Annotated in this window: 19 protein-coding genes and 1 pseudogene; 10 read left to right on the top strand and 10 right to left on the bottom strand. The window is 62.7% G+C overall.

The features are described from left to right. The first annotated feature begins 1 nt into the window (after position 1). The 3 genes from phoR (at position 2) to tal (ending at position 2909) form a co-directional block, all read left to right on the top strand. A complete protein-coding gene (gene phoR, locus PQU95_RS00290; protein WP_272750153.1) occupies positions 2-1306 on the top strand; it encodes a phosphate regulon sensor histidine kinase PhoR in 1305 nt (434 codons plus the stop codon). Next, entirely contained in the window at positions 1299-1604 is a 306-nt protein-coding gene (locus PQU95_RS00285) for a Dabb family protein (RefSeq protein WP_272750151.1), read from the top strand. The genes phoR and PQU95_RS00285 overlap by 8 nt, the downstream gene beginning before the upstream one ends. Positions 1605-1847: 243 nt before the next feature. Continuing rightward, entirely contained in the window at positions 1848-2909 is a 1062-nt protein-coding gene (gene tal / locus PQU95_RS00280; protein ID WP_272750150.1) for a transaldolase, read from the top strand. A gap of 74 nt (positions 2910-2983) precedes the next feature. Here the strand turns inward: tal and PQU95_RS00275 are convergent, their stop codons facing one another. Further along, positions 2984-3706 (bottom strand): SDR family oxidoreductase, encoded by a 723-nt coding sequence (locus PQU95_RS00275; RefSeq protein ID WP_272750148.1) that lies wholly within the window; start codon positions 3704-3706, stop codon positions 2984-2986. 101 nt (positions 3707-3807) lie between these two features. On the opposite strand from PQU95_RS00275, the gene PQU95_RS00270 reads away from it, so the two are divergent. Beyond that, positions 3808-4647, top strand: a complete 840-nt coding sequence (locus PQU95_RS00270) for a LysR family transcriptional regulator (RefSeq protein ID WP_272750147.1) — start codon at positions 3808-3810, stop codon at positions 4645-4647. On the opposite strand, the gene PQU95_RS00265 is transcribed toward PQU95_RS00270, so the two are convergent. Continuing rightward, positions 4644-5183 (bottom strand): hemerythrin domain-containing protein, encoded by a 540-nt coding sequence (locus PQU95_RS00265; protein WP_272750145.1) that lies wholly within the window; start codon positions 5181-5183, stop codon positions 4644-4646. The genes PQU95_RS00270 and PQU95_RS00265 overlap by 4 nt on opposite strands. Positions 5184-5330: 147 nt before the next feature. Here PQU95_RS00265 and PQU95_RS00260 point away from each other — a divergent pair. The 4 genes and pseudogenes from PQU95_RS00260 to PQU95_RS00245 all read left to right on the top strand — a co-directional run. After that, positions 5331-5762: pseudogene (locus PQU95_RS00260) on the top strand (GNAT family N-acetyltransferase); the annotation flags it as partial. A 45-nt stretch (positions 5763-5807) separates the two neighbouring features. Then, positions 5808-6365, top strand: a complete 558-nt coding sequence (gene ampD, locus PQU95_RS00255) for a 1,6-anhydro-N-acetylmuramyl-L-alanine amidase AmpD (RefSeq protein WP_272750383.1) — start codon at positions 5808-5810, stop codon at positions 6363-6365. Between the two features lie 78 nt (positions 6366-6443). Further along, positions 6444-7355 (top strand): bestrophin family protein, encoded by a 912-nt coding sequence (locus tag PQU95_RS00250; RefSeq protein ID WP_272750143.1) that lies wholly within the window; start codon positions 6444-6446, stop codon positions 7353-7355. A 68-nt stretch (positions 7356-7423) separates the two neighbouring features. Beyond that, the gene (locus PQU95_RS00245) at positions 7424-8314 is read left to right on the top strand and encodes a DMT family transporter (RefSeq protein ID WP_272750142.1); all 891 of its coding nucleotides are present in this window, start codon (positions 7424-7426) and stop codon (positions 8312-8314) included. 46 nt (positions 8315-8360) lie between these two features. Here the strand turns inward: PQU95_RS00245 and kup are convergent, their stop codons facing one another. Then, complete coding sequence (gene kup, locus PQU95_RS00240; RefSeq protein WP_272750141.1) at positions 8361-10226, bottom strand: low affinity potassium transporter Kup; 1866 nt, start codon at positions 10224-10226, stop codon at positions 8361-8363. 377 nt (positions 10227-10603) lie between these two features. On the opposite strand from kup, the gene PQU95_RS00235 reads away from it, so the two are divergent. Beyond that, positions 10604-11305, top strand: a complete 702-nt coding sequence (locus PQU95_RS00235) for a transporter substrate-binding domain-containing protein (protein WP_272750139.1) — start codon at positions 10604-10606, stop codon at positions 11303-11305. Here PQU95_RS00235 and nagK read toward each other — a convergent pair. The 7 genes from nagK to PQU95_RS00200 form a co-directional block, all read right to left on the bottom strand. Beyond that, complete coding sequence (gene nagK / locus PQU95_RS00230; RefSeq protein ID WP_272750137.1) at positions 11295-12218, bottom strand: N-acetylglucosamine kinase; 924 nt, start codon at positions 12216-12218, stop codon at positions 11295-11297. The genes PQU95_RS00235 and nagK overlap by 11 nt on opposite strands. A 335-nt stretch (positions 12219-12553) precedes the next feature. Further along, a complete protein-coding gene (locus PQU95_RS00225) occupies positions 12554-13582 on the bottom strand; it encodes a porin (protein WP_272750136.1) in 1029 nt (342 codons plus the stop codon). A gap of 108 nt (positions 13583-13690) precedes the next feature. Continuing rightward, a complete protein-coding gene (locus PQU95_RS00220) occupies positions 13691-14770 on the bottom strand; it encodes an ABC transporter ATP-binding protein (protein ID WP_272750135.1) in 1080 nt (359 codons plus the stop codon). Positions 14771-14790: 20 nt separating this feature from the next. Beyond that, positions 14791-16275: a beta-N-acetylhexosaminidase gene (gene nagZ / locus PQU95_RS00215; RefSeq protein WP_272750134.1), complete on the bottom strand. Its 1485-nt coding sequence runs from the start codon at positions 16273-16275 to the stop codon at positions 14791-14793. Then, positions 16272-17138 carry a carbohydrate ABC transporter permease gene (locus PQU95_RS00210; protein ID WP_272750133.1) on the bottom strand — a complete coding sequence of 289 codons (867 nt, stop codon included), beginning with the start codon at positions 17136-17138 and terminating at the stop codon, positions 16272-16274. The genes nagZ and PQU95_RS00210 overlap by 4 nt, the downstream gene beginning before the upstream one ends. Before the next feature lie 8 nt (positions 17139-17146). Then, positions 17147-18016, bottom strand: a complete 870-nt coding sequence (locus PQU95_RS00205; protein WP_272750132.1) for a carbohydrate ABC transporter permease — start codon at positions 18014-18016, stop codon at positions 17147-17149. A gap of 139 nt (positions 18017-18155) precedes the next feature. Continuing rightward, the gene (locus tag PQU95_RS00200; RefSeq protein WP_272750131.1) at positions 18156-19409 is read right to left on the bottom strand and encodes an ABC transporter substrate-binding protein; all 1254 of its coding nucleotides are present in this window, start codon (positions 19407-19409) and stop codon (positions 18156-18158) included. 689 nt (positions 19410-20098) lie between these two features. Here PQU95_RS00200 and PQU95_RS00195 point away from each other — a divergent pair. Beyond that, the gene (locus PQU95_RS00195; RefSeq protein ID WP_272750130.1) at positions 20099-22126 is read left to right on the top strand and encodes a KAP family P-loop NTPase fold protein; all 2028 of its coding nucleotides are present in this window, start codon (positions 20099-20101) and stop codon (positions 22124-22126) included. The last annotated feature ends 115 nt before the right edge of the window (positions 22127-22241 follow it).

Here is a 22241-nt window from a genome sequence, read left to right as displayed (position 1 = left end):
CTTGGCTGAATTCCTCAAGCGTACGCTGGGCTGGCTGATTGCTATGGTGGTAGTCAGCATGGCTTTTGGCCTGGTGTTTGGTTTGGTCACCGGCCTGGCACTGCTGCTGGGCTTGCTGCTGCTGTGGCTGGCCTTTCACCTGTACCACATTGCCCTGTTGCTGCGCTGGCTGGGCCACCCGGTACCCGGGCGCGTGCCGGACGGTTTCGGCTCCTGGCACGGCATTTTCATGACGCTGTACCGCCAGGCGCGCAAGCAAAAGCAAAGCAAGAAGCGTCTGGCCGGCGTGCTGGACCGCTTTGTGAATGCCGGCGAGGCCATGCCGGACGGTGTGGTGGTGCTGGACGAATACGACCACATCGAGTGGATCAACCCGATGGCCGTAGAGCACCTGGGGCTGAACCGCAAAACCGACGTGGGCAGCCAGATACTGAACCTGGTGCGCCAGCCGGCGTTTCACGACTACATGGCGTCGCAAAGCTATAGCCAGCCGCTGATCCTGCACAGCGGCACCAGCAGTGAGCTGGTGCTATCCATCCAGCTGGTGCCGTTCGACACCACGCGCAAGCTATTGCTATCCCGCGACATCACCCAGCTCGAACGCGTGCAAACCGTGCACCGCGACTTTGTGGCCAACGTATCGCACGAGCTGCGCACGCCGCTGACCGTAGTGGGCGGCTTTCTGGAAACCCTGTCCGAAATGCCGCAGGTAGAAGACGCCACCTTGCGCCAGTTCCTGCCCATGATGCTGGAGCAGTCGCGCCGCATGCACAGCCTGGTAGAAGACCTGCTGACCCTGTCGCGCATCGAAAACGGCCCGCGCACCATGCTGCAAGACCGCGTGCACATGGCAGCATTGCTGGACACCATGGTGGTAGAAGCCGAGGGCCTGTCGCAAGGTCGCCACCGTATCGTGGTGAAGAACACCTGCCCGCACGACCTGTGGGGTAATGCGCAGGAGCTGCACTCGGCGTTTGGCAACCTGGTGTCCAACGCGGTGCGCTATACGCCGGAAGGCGGCAGCATCTACCTGCGCTGGACGCAGGATACCGAAGGCCGCGTGGCCTTTACCGTGGCAGATACCGGTATCGGCATTCCGCGCGAGCATCTGCCGCGCCTCACCGAACGTTTTTACCGTGTAGACCGCGGCCGTTCGCGTGGCAATGGTGGCACCGGCCTGGGCCTGGCTATCGTCAAACACGTACTGGCCCGTCACCACGCCAAGCTGGACATCCAGAGCGAGCCCGACAAAGGCAGCGTGTTCAGTGTGATCTTCAACGCCGAGCAGGTAGCACCCAATGATTGAGCACATCGTACTGTTCCGCTTTGCCCCTCACGCCAGCCACGCCGATACCGACGCCGTGCTGGTGGCGTTTGCCGCGCTGCCGGCGGCCATCGCGCAGGTGCGCGATTTCCGTGCCGGCACCGACATCAGCCCGGAAAACCTGGCCCAGGGCTATACCCACGGCTGGCTGCTGCGCTTTGACGACGCCGCCGCGCTACGGCATTACCTGGAGCACCCGGCGCACCAGGCCTTCGTGGCGCAGGTACAGCCCTTACTGGCACAGGCGCTGGTGTTCGATTTCGACAGCGGCCAACCCTGATTTTCACCATGCAGATGTGCTGTGCTGAGCATTGCTGTCGGGCATGCTTGTGCCATTTTTGTGCTGTTGGCGCTGTGCTCATGCTGGCCATGTGGCCATGTCGGGTGATTTGTATCGTTTAATGGCGGTGTGCGCCATGTTGTAATGGCTTTGCTACAGACGGTGGGCAAGGTAGCATGTGCCGTACTACACAAGCGTTGCGGCCGCTCTGCCGCGCCTTCCAACATAAAGAGCAACACGCCCATGAACCGACTACAAGCCGTCCGCCCTTTTGGCCAGCGCATCTGGCTGGATAACCTGTCCCGTGAACTGCTGCAAACCGGCGAGCTGGCCCGTCTGCTGGCCGACGACGGCATTGCCGGTGTGACCTCCAACCCGGCCATTTTCCACAAAGCCATCAGCACCGACCCGCGCTACCAGGACGAGTTGGCCGCACTGAAAACCGACGCCAGCCTTAGCGCCGAGCAGCGCTACGAAACACTGGTGATCGCCGACATCCAGGCCGCCTGCGACCTGACCCTGCCGCAGTACCAGGCTACCGCAGGCGACGACGGCTACGTATCGCTGGAAGTATCGCCTGCGCTGTCGCGCGACGAAGCCGGCACCCTAGCCGCCGCCCGCCGCCTGTGGGCCGCTATCGACCGCCCCAACGCCATGATCAAGATTCCGGCCACGCCGGAAGGCATTGCCGCCTTTGGCCAGCTCACCGCCGAAGGCATCAACGTCAACATCACGCTGCTGTTCTCGCTGCCGCAAGTAGAAGCGGTATGGGACGCCTACATCGCCGGCCTTAGCGCGCGTCACGCCGCCGGCCAGCCGCTGCGCCACGTCAAGGCCGTCGCCAGCTTCTTCCTGTCACGCGTGGACAGCCTGCTGGACGCGCAGCTGCCGGCGGAGCTGCAGGGCAAGGCAGCGGTATCGCTGTCCAAGGTAGCCTACCAGCGTTACCTGGCACGCTTCCACGGCGAAGAGTTTGCCGTGCTGAAAGCCGCCGGCGCGCGCCCGCAGTTCCTGCTGTGGGCGTCTACCGGCACCAAGAACAAGGCCTATTCCGACGTGCTGTACGTGGAAAGCCTGATCGGCGACGAAACCGTTAACACCGTACCGGACGCCACGCTGGCGCTGTTCCGCGACCACGGCAACGCCGCCGCTACGCTGGTGCAGGGGGCTGACGAGGCGCGTGCGGTGCTGGAAGCAGCGGCAGCCGCGGGTGTGGATTTCAACGCGGCCGGCGAGCAGCTGCAGCGCGACGGTCTGGTGCTGTTCGAAAAAGCCTTTGCCGAGCTGCTGGTGCTGACCGCCTGATTCCCGACGGTTCCACTACAAAAAAAGCGCCCCGCGGGGCGCTTTTTTCATGCTTGCGGCCAATCTTGCCGCGCTCAGGCCGGCTGGTGGGTGGCGGCCAGCACGATTTCGCGGATGCACACGTTTTGCGGCGCTTCGTAGGCGTAGCGGATGGCGTCGGCCACGTCTTCGGCGCGCAGTACCGGGCCCATGGTGCGCTTCCACGCCTCGTAGCCTTCGCGGATGCTGGCGCTGGTGGTGTGGCCCAGCAGCTCGGTTTCCACCGCGCCGGGGGCGATGGTGATTACCCGCACGTTGTGGCTGCTCACTTCTTCGCGCAGGTTTTCGCTGATGGCGTGCACGGCAAACTTGCTGCCGCAGTAGGCCACGTGGTCGGGGAAGGTCTTGCGCCCGGCAATGGAGCTGACGTTGATGATGGTGCCGTGGCGGCGTGCCATCATGCCGGCCAGCACGGCATGGATGCCGTTGAGCACGCCGCGCACGTTCACGTCCAGCATGCGCTGCCATTCGGCCGGGTCCTGCTCGTGCATGCGGCCCAGCAGCATCACGCCGGCGTTGTTCACCAGCGCGTCGGCGGCGCCGTACTGTGCTTCGGCTTCGGCTACGGCGGCCTGTAGCGCGGCGGCGTCGGTCACGTCTACCTGGCGGCACAGGGCGTGCGGCAAGGCCAGCGCTTGCAGGCGCTCAATGCGCCGTGCCAGCAGCAGCAGCGGGTAGCCCAGGGCCGACAGCTGGCGGGCGGTGGCTTCGCCAATGCCGGAGCTGGCGCCGGTAATAATGATCAGGGGTTTGCGCATGATAGGGTGTCTTTCATGTGATGACTCGATGGCTGCTAGTCTATGGCAGCCATTTTTGCTTGAAAAATGATAAATTCCGCTGCCAATCATCGGGAAAATCTATGGATACGCGACAGCTCAAGGCTTTTATTGCCGTGTTTGAGGAGCGCAATATCACCCGCGCCGCCGCGCGGCTGCACCTGACCCAGCCTACGCTGTCGGTCACCATCCGCCAGCTGGAGGACGAGCTGGGCACGCCGCTATTCGGGCGCGAAGCGCGCGGGGTGGCCGTGAGCGACGCCGCGCGCCGGCTATACCCGCAGGCGCAGCAGTTGCTGGCGCAGATGACGCAGCTGAAGGCGCAGTTTGCCGCGCCGCAGGGCTGCTTGCCGCTCGCGTTGGGGGTGGAGGCCGACCTGGGTGTGGCACAACGTGTGGCCTTGCTGGCGCATTGCCGCCAGGCGCTGCCGCAGTTGCTGTTACAGGTGTTGCCCGGCTGTAGCGGCGAGGTGCGGCTGGCCAGCGAAGAGCTGCGCTGCGAGGACGAGCTGTTCCTGCCCTTGTGGGAAGAGGCCTTCGTGCTGGCTTTGCCGCAGGCCGCTGCCGAGCCGGAGGGCATGACCCGCTTGCAGGCGATGGCGCGGGATTGGGTGGTGTGCCCGTCGCACCCGTCGCACCAGCGTCTGCTGGCGTGGCTGGGTGGGGGTGGAACGGCGCTGGCCAGCGCGCATCAGGCCGGTAGCCTGGCGCTGGCGCGCGATATGGTACAGGCCGGGCTGGGCGTGGCCTTGCTGCCGCCTGGCCTGTTGTTGCCGGGCATGGGCTGGCAGCCGCTGGATGGGGCGGCGCCGTCGCGCCGCGTGGGGCTGTGCTATGCGGCCAACGTGGCCAGCCAGCCGGCAGTGGCGGCACTACTGCACAGCCTGCAGGGTTGGCCGCAGGCTGCGGGCAGGGCAGTTTAGGCCGCCGGTTTCAGGGTGCGGCGCGCGGCCATGCGCCGGCCTGCGTCGGCTAGCTCATTATCGTTGATCAGGGCGGCAGCAGCGGGGAACAGCCATTGTTCCTCGCGCGCGGCGTGCTCGCGGTACAGGCGGGCAAATTCGTGTACTTCTTCGGCGCTGATGGTGTCCAGCGTGGCAGCGTTGTAAGCCAGCAGGTCGTCGCGGATGGCGTTCCAGCGCGAGTGCAGGTAGCCGTGTTCGCCCAGCAGCTGCTCGATCTTGGGGGCGGCGTCCGGCTGACGCGCCAGAATCAGCGGAAACAGCTCGTCTTCCTCGTCCTGATGGTGCGCCGGGCCGGCCAGGTCGAAGTAGCGCACGATGCCGGCGATGGTGTTGATCACCGCCTGGTTGCGGCCGTGCTCGGCGATGTAGGCTGGCAATGCGTCCAGCTGGTCGCAAAAGCGGCGTACCTTGTCGTGGCACGCGTACAGCATGTCCAGCGGTTCGTCGAATGAGGGGGCGGCTGCCGAGGCAGTCAGGGCGTCTAGGCTAAGCATGGCCATCTCCTGGGTAAGGGCTGTGGGCAGTATGGGCGGCTTGGCTGCGTTTGCACATGATGTTGCTCAAGCGCCTGCCAGATAGGGCACTCGCGGCAGGCCGCCACCATGCGGTAAAGTGACGCACCCCTGTTGCCGGAGCACGCCATGCCTGTGCCGTTTTGCGTATCCCCCCTGCCGCACGATGCGGCCAACCTGGCCGCTGCACTGGCGCTGCACGACGCCGCCCACGCGCTGGAAGTAGGCTGGCTGGACGGCTACCGGCTGCCGCGGCTGTGGCGCAGCGCAGATGACGTCAAGACCAGTCCCTTGCAGATTCTGGCGGCGTGGGACGAGGCCGGTACCCTGTGCGGTTTGCTCACCCTGGGGCGCTACAAGGATGGCCGCGCCGAGATTGCCCGCACGCTGGTACACCCGCAGCGCCTGGGCGAGGGCTGGGCCGGCCGCCTGCTGAGCTTCGCGCTACAGCACGAACAGGGCGCCACGGTGATGACGGCTGCGGCCAACCGTGCCGCCGTGCGCTGTTACCAGAAGGCCGGCTTTGTGGAAAGCAAACGCTTTGCCGCGCCGGATGGCCTGCCGCTGCTGCGCCTGTCGTGGGCGAGGGATGACAGCCCGCTGCCGCTGAGCCTGGGCGACGACGGCTGGGTGGGCGAGGCGCAGCGCATCCCGTCGCCCAACTGTGACGACTACCCGGCGCCGGCCGCTACGCCCTTGCTGGTGGTGCACAATATCAGCCTGCCACCGTACCGTTACGGCGGCAGCGGTGTGGCCGAGCTGTTTACCAATACGCTGGACCCCGCCGCGCACCCGTTTTACGCCGAGATCGCGCCCCTGCGCGTGTCCTGCCACTTTTTCATCCGCCGCGACGGCAGCCTGCTGCAGTTTGTGCCGGTGCACCGCCGCGCCTGGCACGCCGGTGCCTCGCAGTGGCAGGGACGCCAGCGCTGTAATGACTTTGCCCTGGGGGTGGAGCTGGAAGGCTGCGATTTCGAGCCGTTCGCCCACGCCCAGTACCGCACCCTCGCCGCGCTGGCGCAGCTGCTGCAGGCGCAGTGCGGCGTACAGGCCATTAGCGGCCACGAGCACATCGCGCCGGGCCGCAAGACCGACCCGGGGCCGTATTTCGACTGGCCGCGCCTATCTGCCGCGCTGGGCCGCAGCCTGCCAGACCCGGCCTGACGCGGCCAGCGCGCATTGCCAGCCAGGGGCTGCCTTCTTATGATGGTGGCCTTGCCTACCTGCCGGTCTGTTTCCCCCATGATTGTTCTTCCCCGCTATAACTGGCTGCGCCTGCTGTTTGTCTGGCACGGCTCGGTGTTGCCGCGCATCGTGTCGCGGCTGGCCATTGTGTTTTCGCTGTCGCTGTTGTCGGCAGTACTGGATGGCTGGTGGCTGAGCCAGCACGCCGACTCGGCGCTGAACGTCAGCATCTTTACGCTGATGGGCGTGTCGCTGGCCATCTTTCTGGGCTTTCGCAACTCGGCCAGTTACGAGCGCTTCTGGGAAGCGCGCAAGCTGTGGGGTGGCTTGCTGATTGTGAGCCGTTCGCTCACCGGCAAACTGCAGCCGGTAGCCGCGCCACAGGTGCGGCCCATGCTGTACGCCGTCTGTGCGCTGACCTACGCGCTGAAAGGCCAGCTGCGCGACGACGATACCCACGCCCATCTGGTGCGCCTGCTACCGGCCGAGCTGGCCGAACAGCTGCGTAGCGGCCGCAATATTCCGGCACGGCTGCTGGCCTGGCTGCACGCGCAGAACCACCAGCTGCTGCGCGACGGCCACCTCACCGAACAGCAGTGGCTGTCGGTAGACCGTAACCTGGACACGCTGGGCGAGGTGGTGGGCGGCTGTGAGCGCATCCGCAATACCCCGATTCCGTTTACCTACCGCGTGCTGCTGAACCGCACCGTGACCGGCTACTGCCTGTTGCTGCCGCTGGGCCTGGTCACCACCATTGGCTGGCTGACGCCTATCATCGCCGTGTTCATTGCCTATACCTATCTGGCGCTGGATAGCCTGGGCGACGAGCTGGAAGAGCCGTTTGGCAAGGAAGGCAACGATTTGCCGCTGTCGGCGCTGTGCTACGGTATCGAGCAGTCGGTGCGCGACATGCTGGGCGAGGCCATGCCGGTGGCGCCGCCGCCACGGCAAGGCATTTACCAGTTCTAGCAATAGTCGGGTTGCCGTGCCTGCGGCCAACCCGCATGCTGGCGGCCTCGTCCACACAGGGGTCTGCCATGGCACTGCCTTCGCTGCTTCGTCTGATTCTGCTGGCTGCCATCTGGGGCAGCAGCTTTTTGTTCATGCGCGTACTGTCGCCGGTGCTGGGGGCCTTGCCGGTGGCAACGGGGCGCGTGGCCTTTGCCAGCCTGGGCTTGTGGCTGCTGTTGCGCTGGTGGCGCTTGGCCATTCCCGCCGGGCCGCGCTGGCGCGCGGCGCTATGGCTGGGCGTGATCAGCTCGGCGGTACCTTTCCTGATGTATTCGCTGGCCGCGCGGGTGCTGCCTGCCGGCTACAGCGCCATGTTCAACGCCACTACGCCGCTGATGGCGGTGGTGGTGGGCGGGCTGGCGTTTGGCGAGCGTCTGGCGCCAGCGCGGCTGGCGGGGCTGATGCTGGGCCTGGCTGGTGTGGCGGTGCTGTTGCAGACCGGCCCCGTGGCGTTGACGCCGGTGGTGCTGCTGGGTGGGGGCATGTGTTTGCTGGCTACCACCTGTTATGCCTTGTCCGGCTACCTGACCCGGCGTTGGATCAGCGAGCAGGGCGGCATGGACAGCCGCCTGGTGGCGCTGGGCAGCCAGCTGGGCGCCACGGCGGCCTTGTTGCCGCTGTTTCTGCTGAGCCTCGCGTGGCAGCCCTTGCCGTTGGCCGCGCTGGATGCCGGCCACTGGCTGGCCTGGCTGGCGCTGGGCCTGCTGTGTACCGCCGCGGCCTATGTGCTGTATTTCCGCCTGATCGCCGACGAAGGCCCGCTGAAGGCGATGAGCGTCACCTTTGTCATTCCGGTATTCGGCGTGCTGTGGGGCGTGCTGTTTCTGCACGAAACGCTCAGCCACGCGCACCTGGCCGGTGGCGTGCTGATTGCGCTGGCGCTGTGGCTGGTGGTGCGCCAGCCGGCCAGGCAATAAAAAAAGGTTGGCCGCGGCCAACCTTTTTGTTTGTGCTGCACAAGCCTTACAGCTCGACCTGGGCACCCATCTCTACCACGCGGTTGGACGGGATCTGGAAGAAGTCGGTGGCGCGCAGCGCGTTGCGGCTCATCCATACGAACAGCTTTTCACGCCACGGTGCCAGGCCGTCACGGTCGGTCTGGATCAGCGTTTCGCGCGACAGGAAGAACGAGGTGTCCATCAGCTCGAACTGCATGCCCTGCGTTTCGCACAGGTCCAGCACCTCTTGCACGCTAGGCGTTTCCTTGAAGCCGTAGTAAGCCATCACGCGCCAGAAGCTGTTGGACAGGCGCTCGATCTCGATACGCTTTTCTGTTTCGATATAGGGTACTTCCTCGCTGCGTATCGTCATCAGTACGATGCGCTCGTGCAGCACCTTGTTGTGTTTCAGGTTGTGCAGCAGCGCGTGCGGTACGCCGTGGGTGGAGTTGGTCAGGAACACGGCGGTGCCCTGCACACGGTCAGGCGAGTACGATTCCATGTTCTCGATAAAACCATCCAGCGGGATGGCCATCTCGTTCAGGCGGCTCATCAGCAGCTTGCGGCCCTGGCGCCAGGTGCTCATCATGATAAAGGCGATGACACCGATCAGCAGCGGCAGCCAGCCACCGGCAAAGATCTTCACCACGTTGGCGGCAAACAGCGGGATATCCACGCACAGCAGGGCTACCAGCAGCGGTGCCACCACCCATACCGGCCATTTCCACTGTTTCAGCGCCACGGTGCAGGCCAGGATGGAGGTAATCACCATGGTGCCGGTCACGGCAATACCGTAGGCACCGGCCAGCGCGCTGGAGGTCTGGAACATGATCACCACGGCAATCACGGCAAACAGCAGGCCCCAGTTCACCAGCGGGATGTAAATCTGGCCGATTTCCTTGTCCGAGGTATGGGTGATTTCCATGCGCGGCAAATAGCCCAGCTGTACCGCCTGGCGGGTCAGCGAGAATACGCCGGAAATCACCGCTTGCGACGCAATGACCGTGGCCGCGGTAGACAGGATCACCATGGGCATCAATGCCCATTGTGGTGCCAGGTGGAAGAAAGGGTTGGCGCGCGCGGCCGGGTCGGCCAGGATTTCGGCACCCTGGCCAAAGTAGTTCAGCATCAGCGCGGGCAGCACATAAAAGAACCACGCCAGGCGGATGGGTTTGGGGCCGAAATGACCCATGTCGGCGTACAGCGCCTCGGCACCGGTCAGCGCCAGCACCACCGAGCCCAGCGCCAGAAAGCCTACCGCCTGGTGTTCCAGCATGAAGGTCATGCCCCAGGCCGGGTTCAGCGCGGACAGCACCGCCGGGTTACCCATGATGCCGTGCACGCCCAGCGCGGCCAGGGCACCGAACCATAGCATCATCACCGGGCCGAACAGCTTGCCCACACTGGCGGTGCCGTGCTTCTGGATGACAAACAGCCCCACCAGCACCGCAATGGCAATGGGCAGCACGTAGGGCTTGAAGCTGGGGGTAATCACCTCCAGGCCTTCCAGTGCCGACAGCACCGATACCGCCGGGGTAATCACCACTTCGCCATAGAAAAAGCCGCCGCCCATCAGGCCCAGGGCAGCCAGCAGCCAGCCTTTGCTGCCTACGGCACGCCGTGCCAGCGCCATCAGGGTAAGGATGCCGCCTTCGCCACGGTTATCCGCCCGCAGCACAAAAGACAGGTATTTGAGCGAGACCACCAGAATCAGCCCCCACACGATCAGGGACAGGATGCCCAGTACGTTGGCTTCGTTTGGCAGCAGCCCCAGGTGCGGGCTGAAACACTCTTTCAGGGTGTAGAGCGGGCTGGTGCCGATGTCGCCATAGACCACGCCCAGGGCGGCCAGGGTAATGCCCGCCATTGCTTGTTTATTATGCGCTTGCATGATGCTTTGTATTGTTGTTTGAGGGTTTTGCATTGCGATTTTGCTGCATTGCAAAAGTAAGGCACAGGTGAGCGCGCAGATTACTCTGCTGGCCGGCAAATGACCATGCGGCCAACCCGGCTTGTGCTGCTTTATGCGTACCGTGTAGATGCTTTGCCACAATTACTCACCCGTGTGGCATTTCCGCAGTTAGCTGCAGTGCGGGTATGACATTTGTCACAGTAAATCTGTAATTTCGATAAATTAGCTTGCATACGCACCGGTGTTTTTTTAGCTTGTCCCAGTAAATCGGCATAGCGCTGCCATGTATTGGCCAGATTGGCACAAACCCTGTGCACTTGCGAGTGCGGTGATGGATCGTCATGAAAGGGCGGTGGATGAAAAGATGGCTGCGGTGGCTGGCGGTGGGCTGCGGTATCAATCTTGCGCAGGCCGCCCAGCCGCTGCACCTGCTTACCCAGGCGCAAGACCCCTACGCGGTGCAACTCGCTAGCGGGGCACAAGGCGGTTTGGCGGTAACGGTGGTGCGCTGTGCACTGGATAGCTTGGCGCTACCTGCCCAGGTGCAGTTTGTGGCGTGGGCGCGCGCGCAACGCCGCGTGGACAGTGGCGAGGCCGACGGCTACTTTCCTGCGTCGCGCAATCCGCAACGCGATGCCCTGTCGCAGTGGTTTGGCCCGGTAGCACCGCAGCAATGGCGCTGGTACTTACGCCGCGACAGCCGTATGGACCCGCTGGCGCCCGGCTTTCGCGAGTACGCCCGTGTGGGCGCGTATGCCGGCTCCAATATGCTGGCCTGGCTGCAGGCACAGCACTATCAGGTAACTGTGTCGCCGCCGGAGCACGACCAGATGCTGGATGTATTGCTGGCCGGGCGTGCTGACGCCGTGCTGGCGGCCGACCTGGCCATGGATAAACTGGTGGCGCAGCGTGGTGCGGCAAACCGGGTGCGTTCGGTGCTGGCGCAGGACAAGCCGCTGGGCCTGTACCTGTCGCACCGTTTTCTGGCACAACAGCCGCCTGCTTTTGCCGCCAGGCTACAGCAGGCGCTGGCCAGCTGCCGGCCTGCTACGCCGTAGCGGCCTGGGTGCCCAGTGTCAGGAAGGCCGCACCGCGTACACCACCGGCATCGCCATGGCGGGCTTTTTCTATGCGTGGTACACGGGCGAATTTCAGCATATAGCGCGGCAGGCGTTTGGGCAGCTCGCGGTACAGCTCGTCAAAATTGGATAAGCCGCCGCCCAGTACGATCAGCGCCGGGTCCAGTATGGCCAGATAGCCGGCAAAGCAGCAGGCGGTCAGCTCGAAGAATTGCTCGACAAATACGACGGTAGACGGGTGGCCTTCGCGGTAGCGCTGGATGATGTCCTGTGCGGCCAGCCTTTCGCTGAAACGGTGGAAAAACAGCTGCTCGAAGCCGCGGCCGGACAGGTAGTTGTCGATGCAGCCACGTTGGCCGCAGCCGCAGGCAAATACTGGCAAGTCGCCACCAAAAGCCTGCATGGCGTCGATAGGCAGGCGCATATGGCCCAGCTCGCCAGCCACGTGGTTCAGCCCGTTGTGGATCTGGCCGCGGAAAATCATGCCGGCGCCCACGCCGGTACCCAGAATGACGCCCAGTACCGAAGCCACGCCCTGGTTGGCCGCATCCATCGCCTCGGATAGCGCAAAGCAGTTGGCGTCGTTATCGATGAACACCGGGCGGCCCAGGCGCTCTTGCAGGTCTTCCTGCAGGCGGCGGCCATTGGCTGCCGGCACGTTGGCCGCCAGCAGGCTGCCGCTGATACTGTCGATAATGCCGGGAATACCCAGGCCAACGCTGCCCTGGCAGCCCAGCTCGCTATCGGCTTGCTGTACGGTATGGCACAGCTCGTCCAGCAGGCTGGCGTAATCTTTGGGGGTGGCAAAGCGGTGCTGGCGTACGCGCCGTAGCGAGGCGTCGAATGCGCCGAACTCTATCTTGGTACCGCCGATGTCAAATCCATAAAGCATGGTGAAGTCAGTCTTGGCTAGGAGGCCTGGCGTGCCTGCGGTTGGTGTCTGGGAGACGAAGCAAAAAAGTGCCGTTGCCGGTGTGTCTGCGCAAGGTCGGCTACGCTTCGGCGATACTGCGTTGGAAATGCCTGCGGAATGCCCATTTACCTTATGTAAACTGCGCTTCCTTCGCCATTTCCGCCTTGTCTCGCTCTAGCTTGCGCGACCTTGAACAGGCGCTACAGGCAACGGCCAAGCTCTGCATGACCTCTCCAGAGGTTGGCAAGGTAGGATTCTACCTCACCTGCCCTGAAAAACCGGGCTTGCGCCCGGGTACTACCCTTCGGTTTGGTTTAGAAACCGATCCACACGCCAGTCAGGAACTGGTTGGTGTCTTTTGCGCCGCTGGCTTTCGGGGCTACCTTGGTCAGACGGGCGTACCACTCGGCACCGCCGCCGATATCACGGCCGTATTGCACGGCAAAGCGGCTGTAGTCGTCAGCCACACCGGTGTTGTTCTGGTTCATGTAGGCAGCCTTGATGTAGCCGGCTTTGCCCATGGTGTAAGTCAGGCCCAGCGAGGTCTCGCTACCCTTGTTGGTTTGCTTGCCGGCTTTTTCCTGTTTGTAGGATTGCACCATGGCGCGCAGGGTCAGGTCGTCGCTCACGCCTACCGAGGCGGCCAGGTATTGCTGGCTGTTTTCGGTGTCGTTAGTCACGGTGGTGGTTTCGCTTACCACGCCGGTGGTCAGGTTAGCCTTGGTTTCCTTGGTTTTGGTGGCGGGTTTGCCGCCCAGCACGCCAGCGTACAGCGTGGCTTTGCCCAGGGTCAGGGTACCGGCCAGGTCGTACACGCTGTCCTTGTTGTGCTTCTCGTTACCCCAGCCGTGCTGTGCGCTGAAGCTGAAGTTGCCCAGTGCCGGCGACTGGTAGCTCAGGGTGTTCGGCAGGTACACCTTGCTGGTGACTTTGCCGGCACCGCCTTCGGCCACCGGCCAGAAGCCCACTTGGCCAAATGGCCAGTCCAGGGTCAGGTAGCTGTTGATGAAGGCACGGCCGGCCTTCACGGTACCAAAGTCGCCAGACAGGGTGACATAGGCTTCGCGGCTGCCGATACCTACCTTGTTTTCCACGGTTTCGCCTGTGGCGATCTTTTGCGAGATGCGTGCGCCCAGCTTGTTACCGCCGGCGATGTCTTTGCTGGCATCGATGTTCAGCAGCAGGGCACGGTCCAGCTCGCTGCTGGTGGTGGTGCCGTTATCGGTCACGATGTAGTTGGCTTCTGCCGAGCCGCTCAGTTTGAATACATCGGTCCAGCCATCGGCAAAAGCCGGGGTAGAGGCGAGCGAGGCGATGATCAGTGCCAGGGTTTTGCGTTGCATTGGGTGTTCTCCGTTGGTCGTGTTGACGTTTTCGCCCATGCCTATGTCATTTAAATGGGGCGTGACACGGCATTTCTCTGTTGAGCGTGGTTTTTCGCCCGTTAAAAACTAGTGTTGGCTGTAGCGTATGGCCTGGCCGTCCGGGCCAAACAGATGGCACTGGGCGGTATCGATGGCCAGCCAGGCGCGGCTGCCGCTGGCCGGGGCCGGGTTGTCGCTGGCCAGCTTGATGGCCAGGGGTTCGCTTTGGCCGGCGGCGCGGGCGTAGACGATCTGCACATCGCCCAGGTGTTCGACCAGCTCTACCGTTACCGGTACGCCGTGGTCGGCAAAGCGCAGGTGCTCGGCGCGGATACCCAGCGTCAGCTCGCCCTCGGCGCGGGCGCCAGGCAGGGAAAGCAGCTCGCCACCGGGTAGCTGCAGGCTGGTGTTTTGGCCGAAGATACTGGCACTTACCGGCAGGAAGTTCATTTTCGGGCTGCCCAGGAAGCCGGCCACGAACAGGTTGGCCGGGTGCTGGTACAGCGCCAGCGGGGTGCCGACCTGTTCGATGCGGCCGGCGTTGAACACGGCGATGCGGTCGCCCATGGTCATGGCTTCTACCTGGTCGTGCGTCACGTAGATCATGGTGCTGCCCAGGTCCTGGTGCAGGCGGGTCAGCTCGATGCGCATCTGCACGCGCAGTGCGGCGTCCAGGTTGGATAGCGGCTCGTCAAACAGGAATACGTCCGGCTTGCGCACGATGGCGCGGCCGATGGCCACGCGCTGGCGCTGGCCGCCGGACAGCGCTTTGGGTTTGCGCTCCAGCAGGTGGCCGATCTGCAGGATGTCGGACGCGCGGTTGACCGCATCGTCGATGTCCTTTTTGCTTTTGCCGGCCAGTTTCAGGCCGAAAGCCATGTTCTCGCGCACGGTCATGTGCGGGTACAGCGCGTAGCTCTGGAACACCATGGCCACGCCGCGTTTGGCGGGCGGCACGTCGTTGGCCAGCGTGTCGCCGATCCACACTTCACCTGCGCTGATGTCTTCCAGCCCGGCGATCATGCGCATCATGGTGGACTTGCCACAGCCGGACGGGCCGACAAACACCATGAATTCGCCGTCGCGGATGTCCAGGTCTACGCCGTGGATTACGGTAGGGCCTTCGTCGTAGGTTTTCTTGATTTGCTTCAGTTTCAGTTCAGCCATGTTCTTTTCCTTGGTGCGGCTCAGGCCAGGCGGGCCGGCATGCGGCCGGTGGCGTCCAGCGTGCCCAGCAGCCAGTCGGCTACCGCGTGCAGGGCAGCGTCGGCAAAGCCGTAGGTCAGCAGGGCGGGGGCGTTCAGGTCGGCGGCGGCGTAGGGGTTCCACAGCGCCAGGTGCAGGTCGGGCTGCCAGCTGGCGGCCTCGCGCGCGCCGTAGCGTTCGCGGGTGGTGGAGGCCAGCACGGTGTAGCGGCCATCCTGCGGCAGCGTGGCCCAGTCCAGTGCCTGGCGGCTGGCAAAGGTCACCACGTCCAGCTCGAAGTGCTGGCGCAGCACGCCAATCAGCGTGTCGGCCGACAGGCCGGCTTCGGATACGCCGTCGGACGGCGCCTGCTGCTGCAAGACCAGGCGCAGCTGGCGCGACGTTGGCCGCACCGGCTGGCCGTGGGCGGTGAGGGCGCGGCGCCAGGCGCTGGCAAACAGCGCCACGTCGGCGGCTTCCTGTGCCGGGCTGTAGTCGCGGGTGCGGCTGGGGTGACGGGCCACCAGAGCGTTGACGCGCTGCTCGGCCTCGGCCAGTCGCGCGCTTTCCAGGCGGCCGTCACGAACGGCGTCTTCCAGCGCCTGGCGGCTGGCGACCATTTCATCGACAAACTGCAGCACCAGCGACAGGTCGGCGCCAGCGCGCAGCGCTTGTGCCGTACCTGCGGCCTGGCCCCAGCGTTCGCGGATGGCTTTCATGTTCATGCCGTCGGTAATGGCCACGCCCTGGTAGCCCCATTGCTGGCGCAGCAGCGTGCCCAGAATGGCTGGCGACAGCGTGGCCGGCCAGGCTTCGTCCAGCTGCGGGAACAGGATGTGCGCGCTCATCAGCGAGGCGCTGTGCGGCAGCAGGGCACGGAACGGCGCCAGTTCGTAGTCGTCCAGCGCGGCGCGGCTCTTGTCTACCACCGGCAGGTCCAGGTGCGAGTCGGTATGGGTGTCGCCATGGCCGGGGAAGTGCTTCACACAGCAGGCAATGTTTTCCTGCTGGTGGCCCTGCATCCAGGCTGCGGCCAACCTTACGGCGCTTTCCGGGTGCTCGCCAAAGCTGCGCTCGCCGATTACCGGGTTTTGCGGGTTGTTGTTCAGGTCCAGCACCGGGCCGTAGTTCAGGTTGATGCCCAGCGAGGCCAGGCCGCGGGCCAGCGCGGCGCCTACGTCGTGCGCCAGCTGCTCGTCGCCCACCGCGCCCAGCGCCATGGCCGACGGCGCTTGCGGCAGGAACAGCGTGCGCATCACGGCGCCGCCTTCCTGGTCGATGCCGATCAGCACGTCGTCGCCGCAGGCTTCGCGCAGCTGGGCGACCAGCGCACGGGTCTGGGCTGCGTCCTGCACATTGCGGCGGAACAGGCAGATGGCGCGGATATGGTTGTCACGCAGGAAGGTCTTTTCTGTTTCGCTCAGGGTAGTGCCGGCCACATCTACCATCAGGGCACGGCCGGCCAGGCGGCTCAGGTCTTGGCTCATTTCACAGCTCCGTCAAAGCCGCGCAGGAAGTAGCGCTGGGTAAACAGGAACACCATCAGGATGGGCAGCACGGTGAGCACCGCACCGGCGGCCACCACGCGAATCTTGAAACTGAAGGCGCCGGACAGGTACAGCACGCCCACCGACAGCGGGAATTTGTCCGGGCTGGCCATCACGATGGACGGCCAGATGTACTGGTTCCACGCCGCCACCAGGGTCAGGATGGTCAACGCGGCCAGCGCCGGGCGCGCCAGCGGCAGCATGATGTGCCAGAAGATCTGCCATTCGGTGGCACCGTCCACGCGGGCGGCGTCTACCAGGTCGTTCGGTACCGCCTCGAAGGCCTGCTTCATCAGGAAGATGCCCACCGCGCCCGCCAGGCCCGGCAGCACTACGCCGGTATAGGTGTCGCCCATGCCCAGCTTGGACACGGTGATGAAGTTCACCAGGAAGTTCACCTCCGACGGCAGGATCATGGTGGCCAGGATGGCGCCAAACACGATATTGCGGCCCGGGAACTGCATGCGTGCCAGCGGGTAGGCCGCCATGCTGCACACAATCAGCGTGCCGGCCACGGTCAGCACCGAGATGATGATGGAGTTCTTGTAGAACGCGATCACATCAATGGTTTTGAACACTTCGATGAAGTTGTCCAGGCCCGGGTTTTCCGGCCACATGCGCGGCGGGTAGGTAAACACGTCGCCGCTGGTAGACAGCGCCGTTACCAGCGTCCACCAGAACGGGTACACGGTAATCACCGCCAGCAGGGTCAGCACCAGGTAGTGCAGCGTGCGGTTGGCCAGCTTGTTCATATTGATTTTCTTTGCCGTGGCAGCCCGCGGCAGGGTCAGGGTCTTTTCCATGGCTGGCCTCATTTCTTGCGCGGTTGCAGGTAGCGGAAGTTCAGCCAGGCCAGTGCCACGCAGAACACGGACATCACCAGGCTGGCAGCCAGCGCACGGCCGAAGTTCAGCGACTTGATACCGAACTCGTAGGCGTAGAACAGCGCGGTGTAGGTAGACTGCATCGGGCCGCCCTTGGTCATGATCTGTACTTCTTCAAAGCACTTCACTGCGGCCAACATGGACATCACCGAGCAAAGCAGGATGGTGGGCATCAGCAGCGGCACGGTGATCTTCCAGAAGCGCTGCCAGGCGTTGGCACCGTCCAGCACCGCTGCTTCGTACACGTCTTGCGGCACGCTTTGCAGGCCGGCCAGGTACAGCACCATGTACCAGCCCAGGCCGCGCCAGATGGTGACGAACATCACGGCAAACAGCGCGATGCGGTCGTCGCTGAGCCAGCCGATAGGCTCGTTGATCACGTGCAGCCAGCGCAGCACCGCGTTCAGCGCGCCGTCGTCGGTGTACATGAAGTTCCAGATCACGCCGATCACCGACACCGTGGTGACTACCGGCAGGTAGTAGGCCGCGCGGTAAAACTTGATGCCTGGCAGCTGGTTGTTCACCAGCACCGCCAGCAGGATGGCCAGCACCTGGATGGCAGGCACCACCAGCAGGTACAGCGCCGAGTTCTTCAGCGACGCGATGAACAGCTCGTCGGCGAACAGCTCGCGAAAGTTATCCAGACCGACCCACACCGGGGCGTCGATCAGGTTGTATTGCGTAAACGCCAGGTAGGAACCGAACCCTACCGGCCAGAAAGAAAACGCCAGTAACAGCAGCAGCGCCGGGGCGAGAAACAGCCAGGCCTGCAGTGTGTTTTTCTTGGAAGCACTCATACTCACCGCACTTTGCAAACTTGATCCAATACCCGTTGGCCGCAGGCAAAGCCTGGCCACCCCTGCCTGCACCAGGGGCACAGGCAGGGCGGGGGCGTGGTGCTGCTACCGGGGTAGCAGCCCGACGGTCATACGGGCATTACAGCTTGCTGTTCCAGAAAGCAGCGGCTTCGTCCAGCGCGGCTTTCGGGTCCTTGCGGCCGGTCACGGCTTGCTCTACTGCCGCGGCCAGCTTGTTGGACAGCACTTCCGGGTCCTTCACGCCGGACAGGAAGATGGTGCGGGTGCTATCCAGGCTGGACGCTGCCACCGCTACCGCCTGCTCCACTGCGCCACCAGGGGCCGCCACAGTCTGGAAGTGCGGGTCTTTGGCAGCCTTGCCGCTGGTCGGCAGGGTGCCGGCCAGTTTGGAGAACGCCAGCTGGTTGGCGTCGTTGGTCAGGTAGTTGGCGAACTTGCCCACTTCCGGCAGCAGCGCCTTGTCTACGTTCTTCGCCACGGCAAAGTTGAACATCCAGCCGCCGGAGGCAATGCCGGTCGGGCCTACCGGGGCAGCGGCCACGGCGGTGGACTTGTACAGCACCGGCGCTTCGTCACGGATGCGGGTCAGCGAGGTAGGGGTGGAAACCAGCATGGCCATCTTGCCGGCGTTGTAAGCCTGCATCTGCACCTGGAAGTTGTCCTGGGCGAACAGGTTGTCTTTCAGCAGTGCGCCGGCCTTGTAGGCGTCGGCCAGCTTTTTCATCATCGCCACGTGCGCCGGGCTGTTGAACACCGCCTTGCCGCCTTTCACCACGTCCAGGCCGTTCTGGATCAGGAAGCCTTCGATCTTGGTGGGGCCCAGGGTGGGGGCAAAGCCGGCAACGCCGGTCTTGGCCTTGATGGCCTTGGAGAACGACAGCTGCTCGTCAAAAGTCTTCGGCGCGGCTTTCAGGCCGGCGCGGGCGAAGATGTCCTTGTTGTAGGCAATCACGTTGGCGCCGTTGTAGTGCGGGAAGGCGTAGGTCTTGCCTTCGAAGGTCACATCAGCCAGCGCGCCTTTCACGAACTGCGCCTTGTTGATGATGCCGTCTACCGGCTGGATCAGGCCGTCCTGCTTGTAGTCATACGCCCAAGGCACGTTCAGGTTCACCAGTCCCGGCGGCTTGCCAGCGCCTACCGCGGCGGTGAATTTGGCCTGGATCACGTCCCACGGGTAGTCCGTCCACTTCACTTCCACGCCAGGGTTCTGCGCGTTGTACTTGCCCACCAGGTCTTTGAAGTAGCCGTCGAATTTTGGCGACAGGCTCATGGTCCACACTTCGATCACCGGCTTGTCGGCGGCAAAGGCGCTAAAAGAGGCAGTCAGGCCAACGGCCAGCAGCGTAGCGCTGGCAATAGATTTCAGTTTCATGCTCGGACTCTCGTTCGGGTTGTGTTGTGGTTGCGGCCGCCCTGCGCGTGTGACTGCTGGCGTCCCTTTGGCAGCACACGGCTACCTGTCTCTCGTTGGCTGCAGCACTTGGCGGTTGTTATAAGGCCTTGGTGCGGCGGCGAAGCCAATCTAATACCAGCGAAATACCAGAGCAATACCAATGTGAAACCTTTATCGAATGTTGCAGTGCGACTACACCAAAAATGCAACAAATCAGTAGTGGTATCGATACCAGACTGCTAAAAACAGCCAGTTTGATAACGCAGGTTATTATTTTGCACATGGCCATTTCAAAGCACTTTTAAGCCATGATTTCTTTCATTCGTGGTATGTCATGCCGATATCTATAATGGCTAACACGTAATCAGCACCATGGCGCACTGCGGCCAAGCTGTGCCTGATGGGTGGCCTGGATTGGTATGTTTGCTGGTGTGCTAGTGGTCTGGTGGTGGGTGCCTGGCGAGAGTTGGCCGCAGGGCGGGTGGGGGTAGTTGGCCGCAGGGCGCGGCCAACCCTGCGGCAGCTGCATGGCATACTGTGCGCCTGCCCGACAGGTAAAACGCCATGACCGATACCCAAGCCGCCTTGCCCCTGCTACTCGCCGATACGCCAGCCAAAGCCGAAGAGGCCTGCTGGGCTTCCAGCCGCACGCCGACAGGTTGGCCGCCATGCTGCTGAAGCAGCAGTTTCCGGACGCCAGCTTTGTGGTGGGGATCGAGGGCGAGTGGGGTGAAGGCAAGTCCAGCTTCATCAACTGTCTGAAACAACGTTTTGAGCAGGCCAAACAAGTCCACGGAGAAATTCCGCCTGCTGTGGTCGAGTTCAATCCGTGGTGGTTTGAAAATCCGGAAAAGACAGCAAGCAATCTGTTGGAGACCATCATTAATGGTCGCGACCAAAATGATAAAGAGGCGATAAAAGCCCTCGAAGCTTTATTTGCAGCGCTAAACCACATAACGCCTTGGCTGGAAAAGCTGGCATCAAATCCGCTGGTTCTGACCGTGTTGTTTGGCGCCAATGCTGTTGCAATGTTGGCTAATGGTAAGGACGTCCCGTGGATTGGTGCGCTGGTAGCTGCTGGTTTGTCCTTGGTTCTCTACATCTGTACGAAGTGGCTTGCTAGACATCGTGTTCGGTCGGAATCCTTGGCCGGCCTGAAGCAGAAGGCGGCCGCAGCGCTAAAGTCTGAAAAGATGAAAGGCCAAAAGCAGATTGTCATCATTGACGACCTCGACCGCTTGTCGCACGAAGAAATCCGGGAGGTGTTTCGTGCGGTGAAGGGGGTGCTGGACTTGCCCAATATCGTCTACGTCATCGCCTACGACCGCGCCATCGTGGCGTCGGCGCTGGATGAGGTGCATAAGGGCAAAGGCGAGGCGTATCTGGAGAAAATCGTGCAGCTGCAGTATCGGCTGCCGAAGCCGACCCGTAAAAAGTGGCAGGACTACAATTTCGATACGCTGATCAAGACTGGGCTGCTTCGGCACGGCACTCCGAGCGATGAGGAAGCCAGGTTCTCATTTGATGTGATCAGCCAAGCTTTCCTTACTTTGCCGCGTGACGCCAAGCGTTTATTGGCTAGTGTGCATGCCTATCAACTGATACCCGAAGAGATACGGATTGATCCGTTCGATTTCCTCTTTCTGGAGGCATTACGGCTGAAAGACCGCCGTTTGTGGGAGCAACTACTGACTGCCATTCTGTCAGTGCGCGAACTGATCTTGATGCCTAGAGATAACAAGAGCGCGGAGGAGCTTCTCGCCACCTGGCTACAAACCTACATTCCGAAGCTGGAAGAGACCAAACCCGCAATAAAGGACGCGATACAGCATTTCACCGGTTGGCCGGTTGGCTGGAACAAGGAGCTGAAAGAGCGGGCGGTGACTCCTCAGCGCCTTTCGCGTTTGGTTAGCCGAGTCCAAAGTCATTTTGGTTATCGCTCTTGGGACGATGAGATTGAGGTCCTGCTGAACATGGTGCGAGCGTATCGACAGTCGCAACCGGCAGAGAATCAATCTTCGAACGAGGAAATTGAGCGGTTCTTGCAGGCGGGTTCAGTATCAACGTTGGCCGCAGCATTGCCCGGCCAGGGGATGAAGCCAATCTTTTTTTATGAGTCCATTGGTTATTTGCGGCATCGACTGGGCTTCAGTTTCCTGCATGTACGACATGCCAGCTTGGTTGCCGAATATCTGGAAGGCCGGACATGGGAAGAAATCTCGCTGATGGGGTATCTGCGAGAGTTTCTCGACTGTGTCTTTGCTGAAGAGGCCAAACCTTACCAAATTATTGATCTAAGCGACGTAGCCAAAGAAATGGTGACGGATTGGCTTGTCTGCGAGCGTGCCCCGACAATTGCCTTGTCGGTAGGTTTCAGCCAACAGGGAGATTGGTCAGCCTTCAGGGCGTTGGCTGTAGAGAAGTGCCTGGACATGAGTCTAGAAGAGTTGCTAGCCATTCCTGACCCAGTTGTGGCTGCCCGCGTTCTTGATGCGATGGGAGAGGGGGATAGTGTAAAGAGAGCAGCCTGGGAGGCTGCTTTGCCAGATCGCTTGTCTGAGGAAGGGCAGGGCCGCTTGAACTTTTTGTTTACCGGCTCGATGGACAGTAAAAAAACCATGATAGAAAGCACGTGGCTAAATGAATCCGAGCGCTTCAAGGCCTTAATTACACCGCCCTCCAGCACGGCATCCTAGTAAAATTTCATACGGTCCTTTTGCAAAAAGCCACCGTCTAAACTGCACCAAGGGGCGGTCGCTGGCCGCCCCGTTGCGGCCAACCTTTCCCCCGCCCGCTGCTACCCGCTACAAT

The sequence above is a fragment of the Vogesella aquatica genome, assembly GCF_028548455.1.
Lineage (GTDB): Bacteria > Pseudomonadota > Gammaproteobacteria > Burkholderiales > Chromobacteriaceae > Vogesella > Vogesella aquatica.
This window is presented reverse-complemented; position numbering and strand designations above follow the sequence as displayed.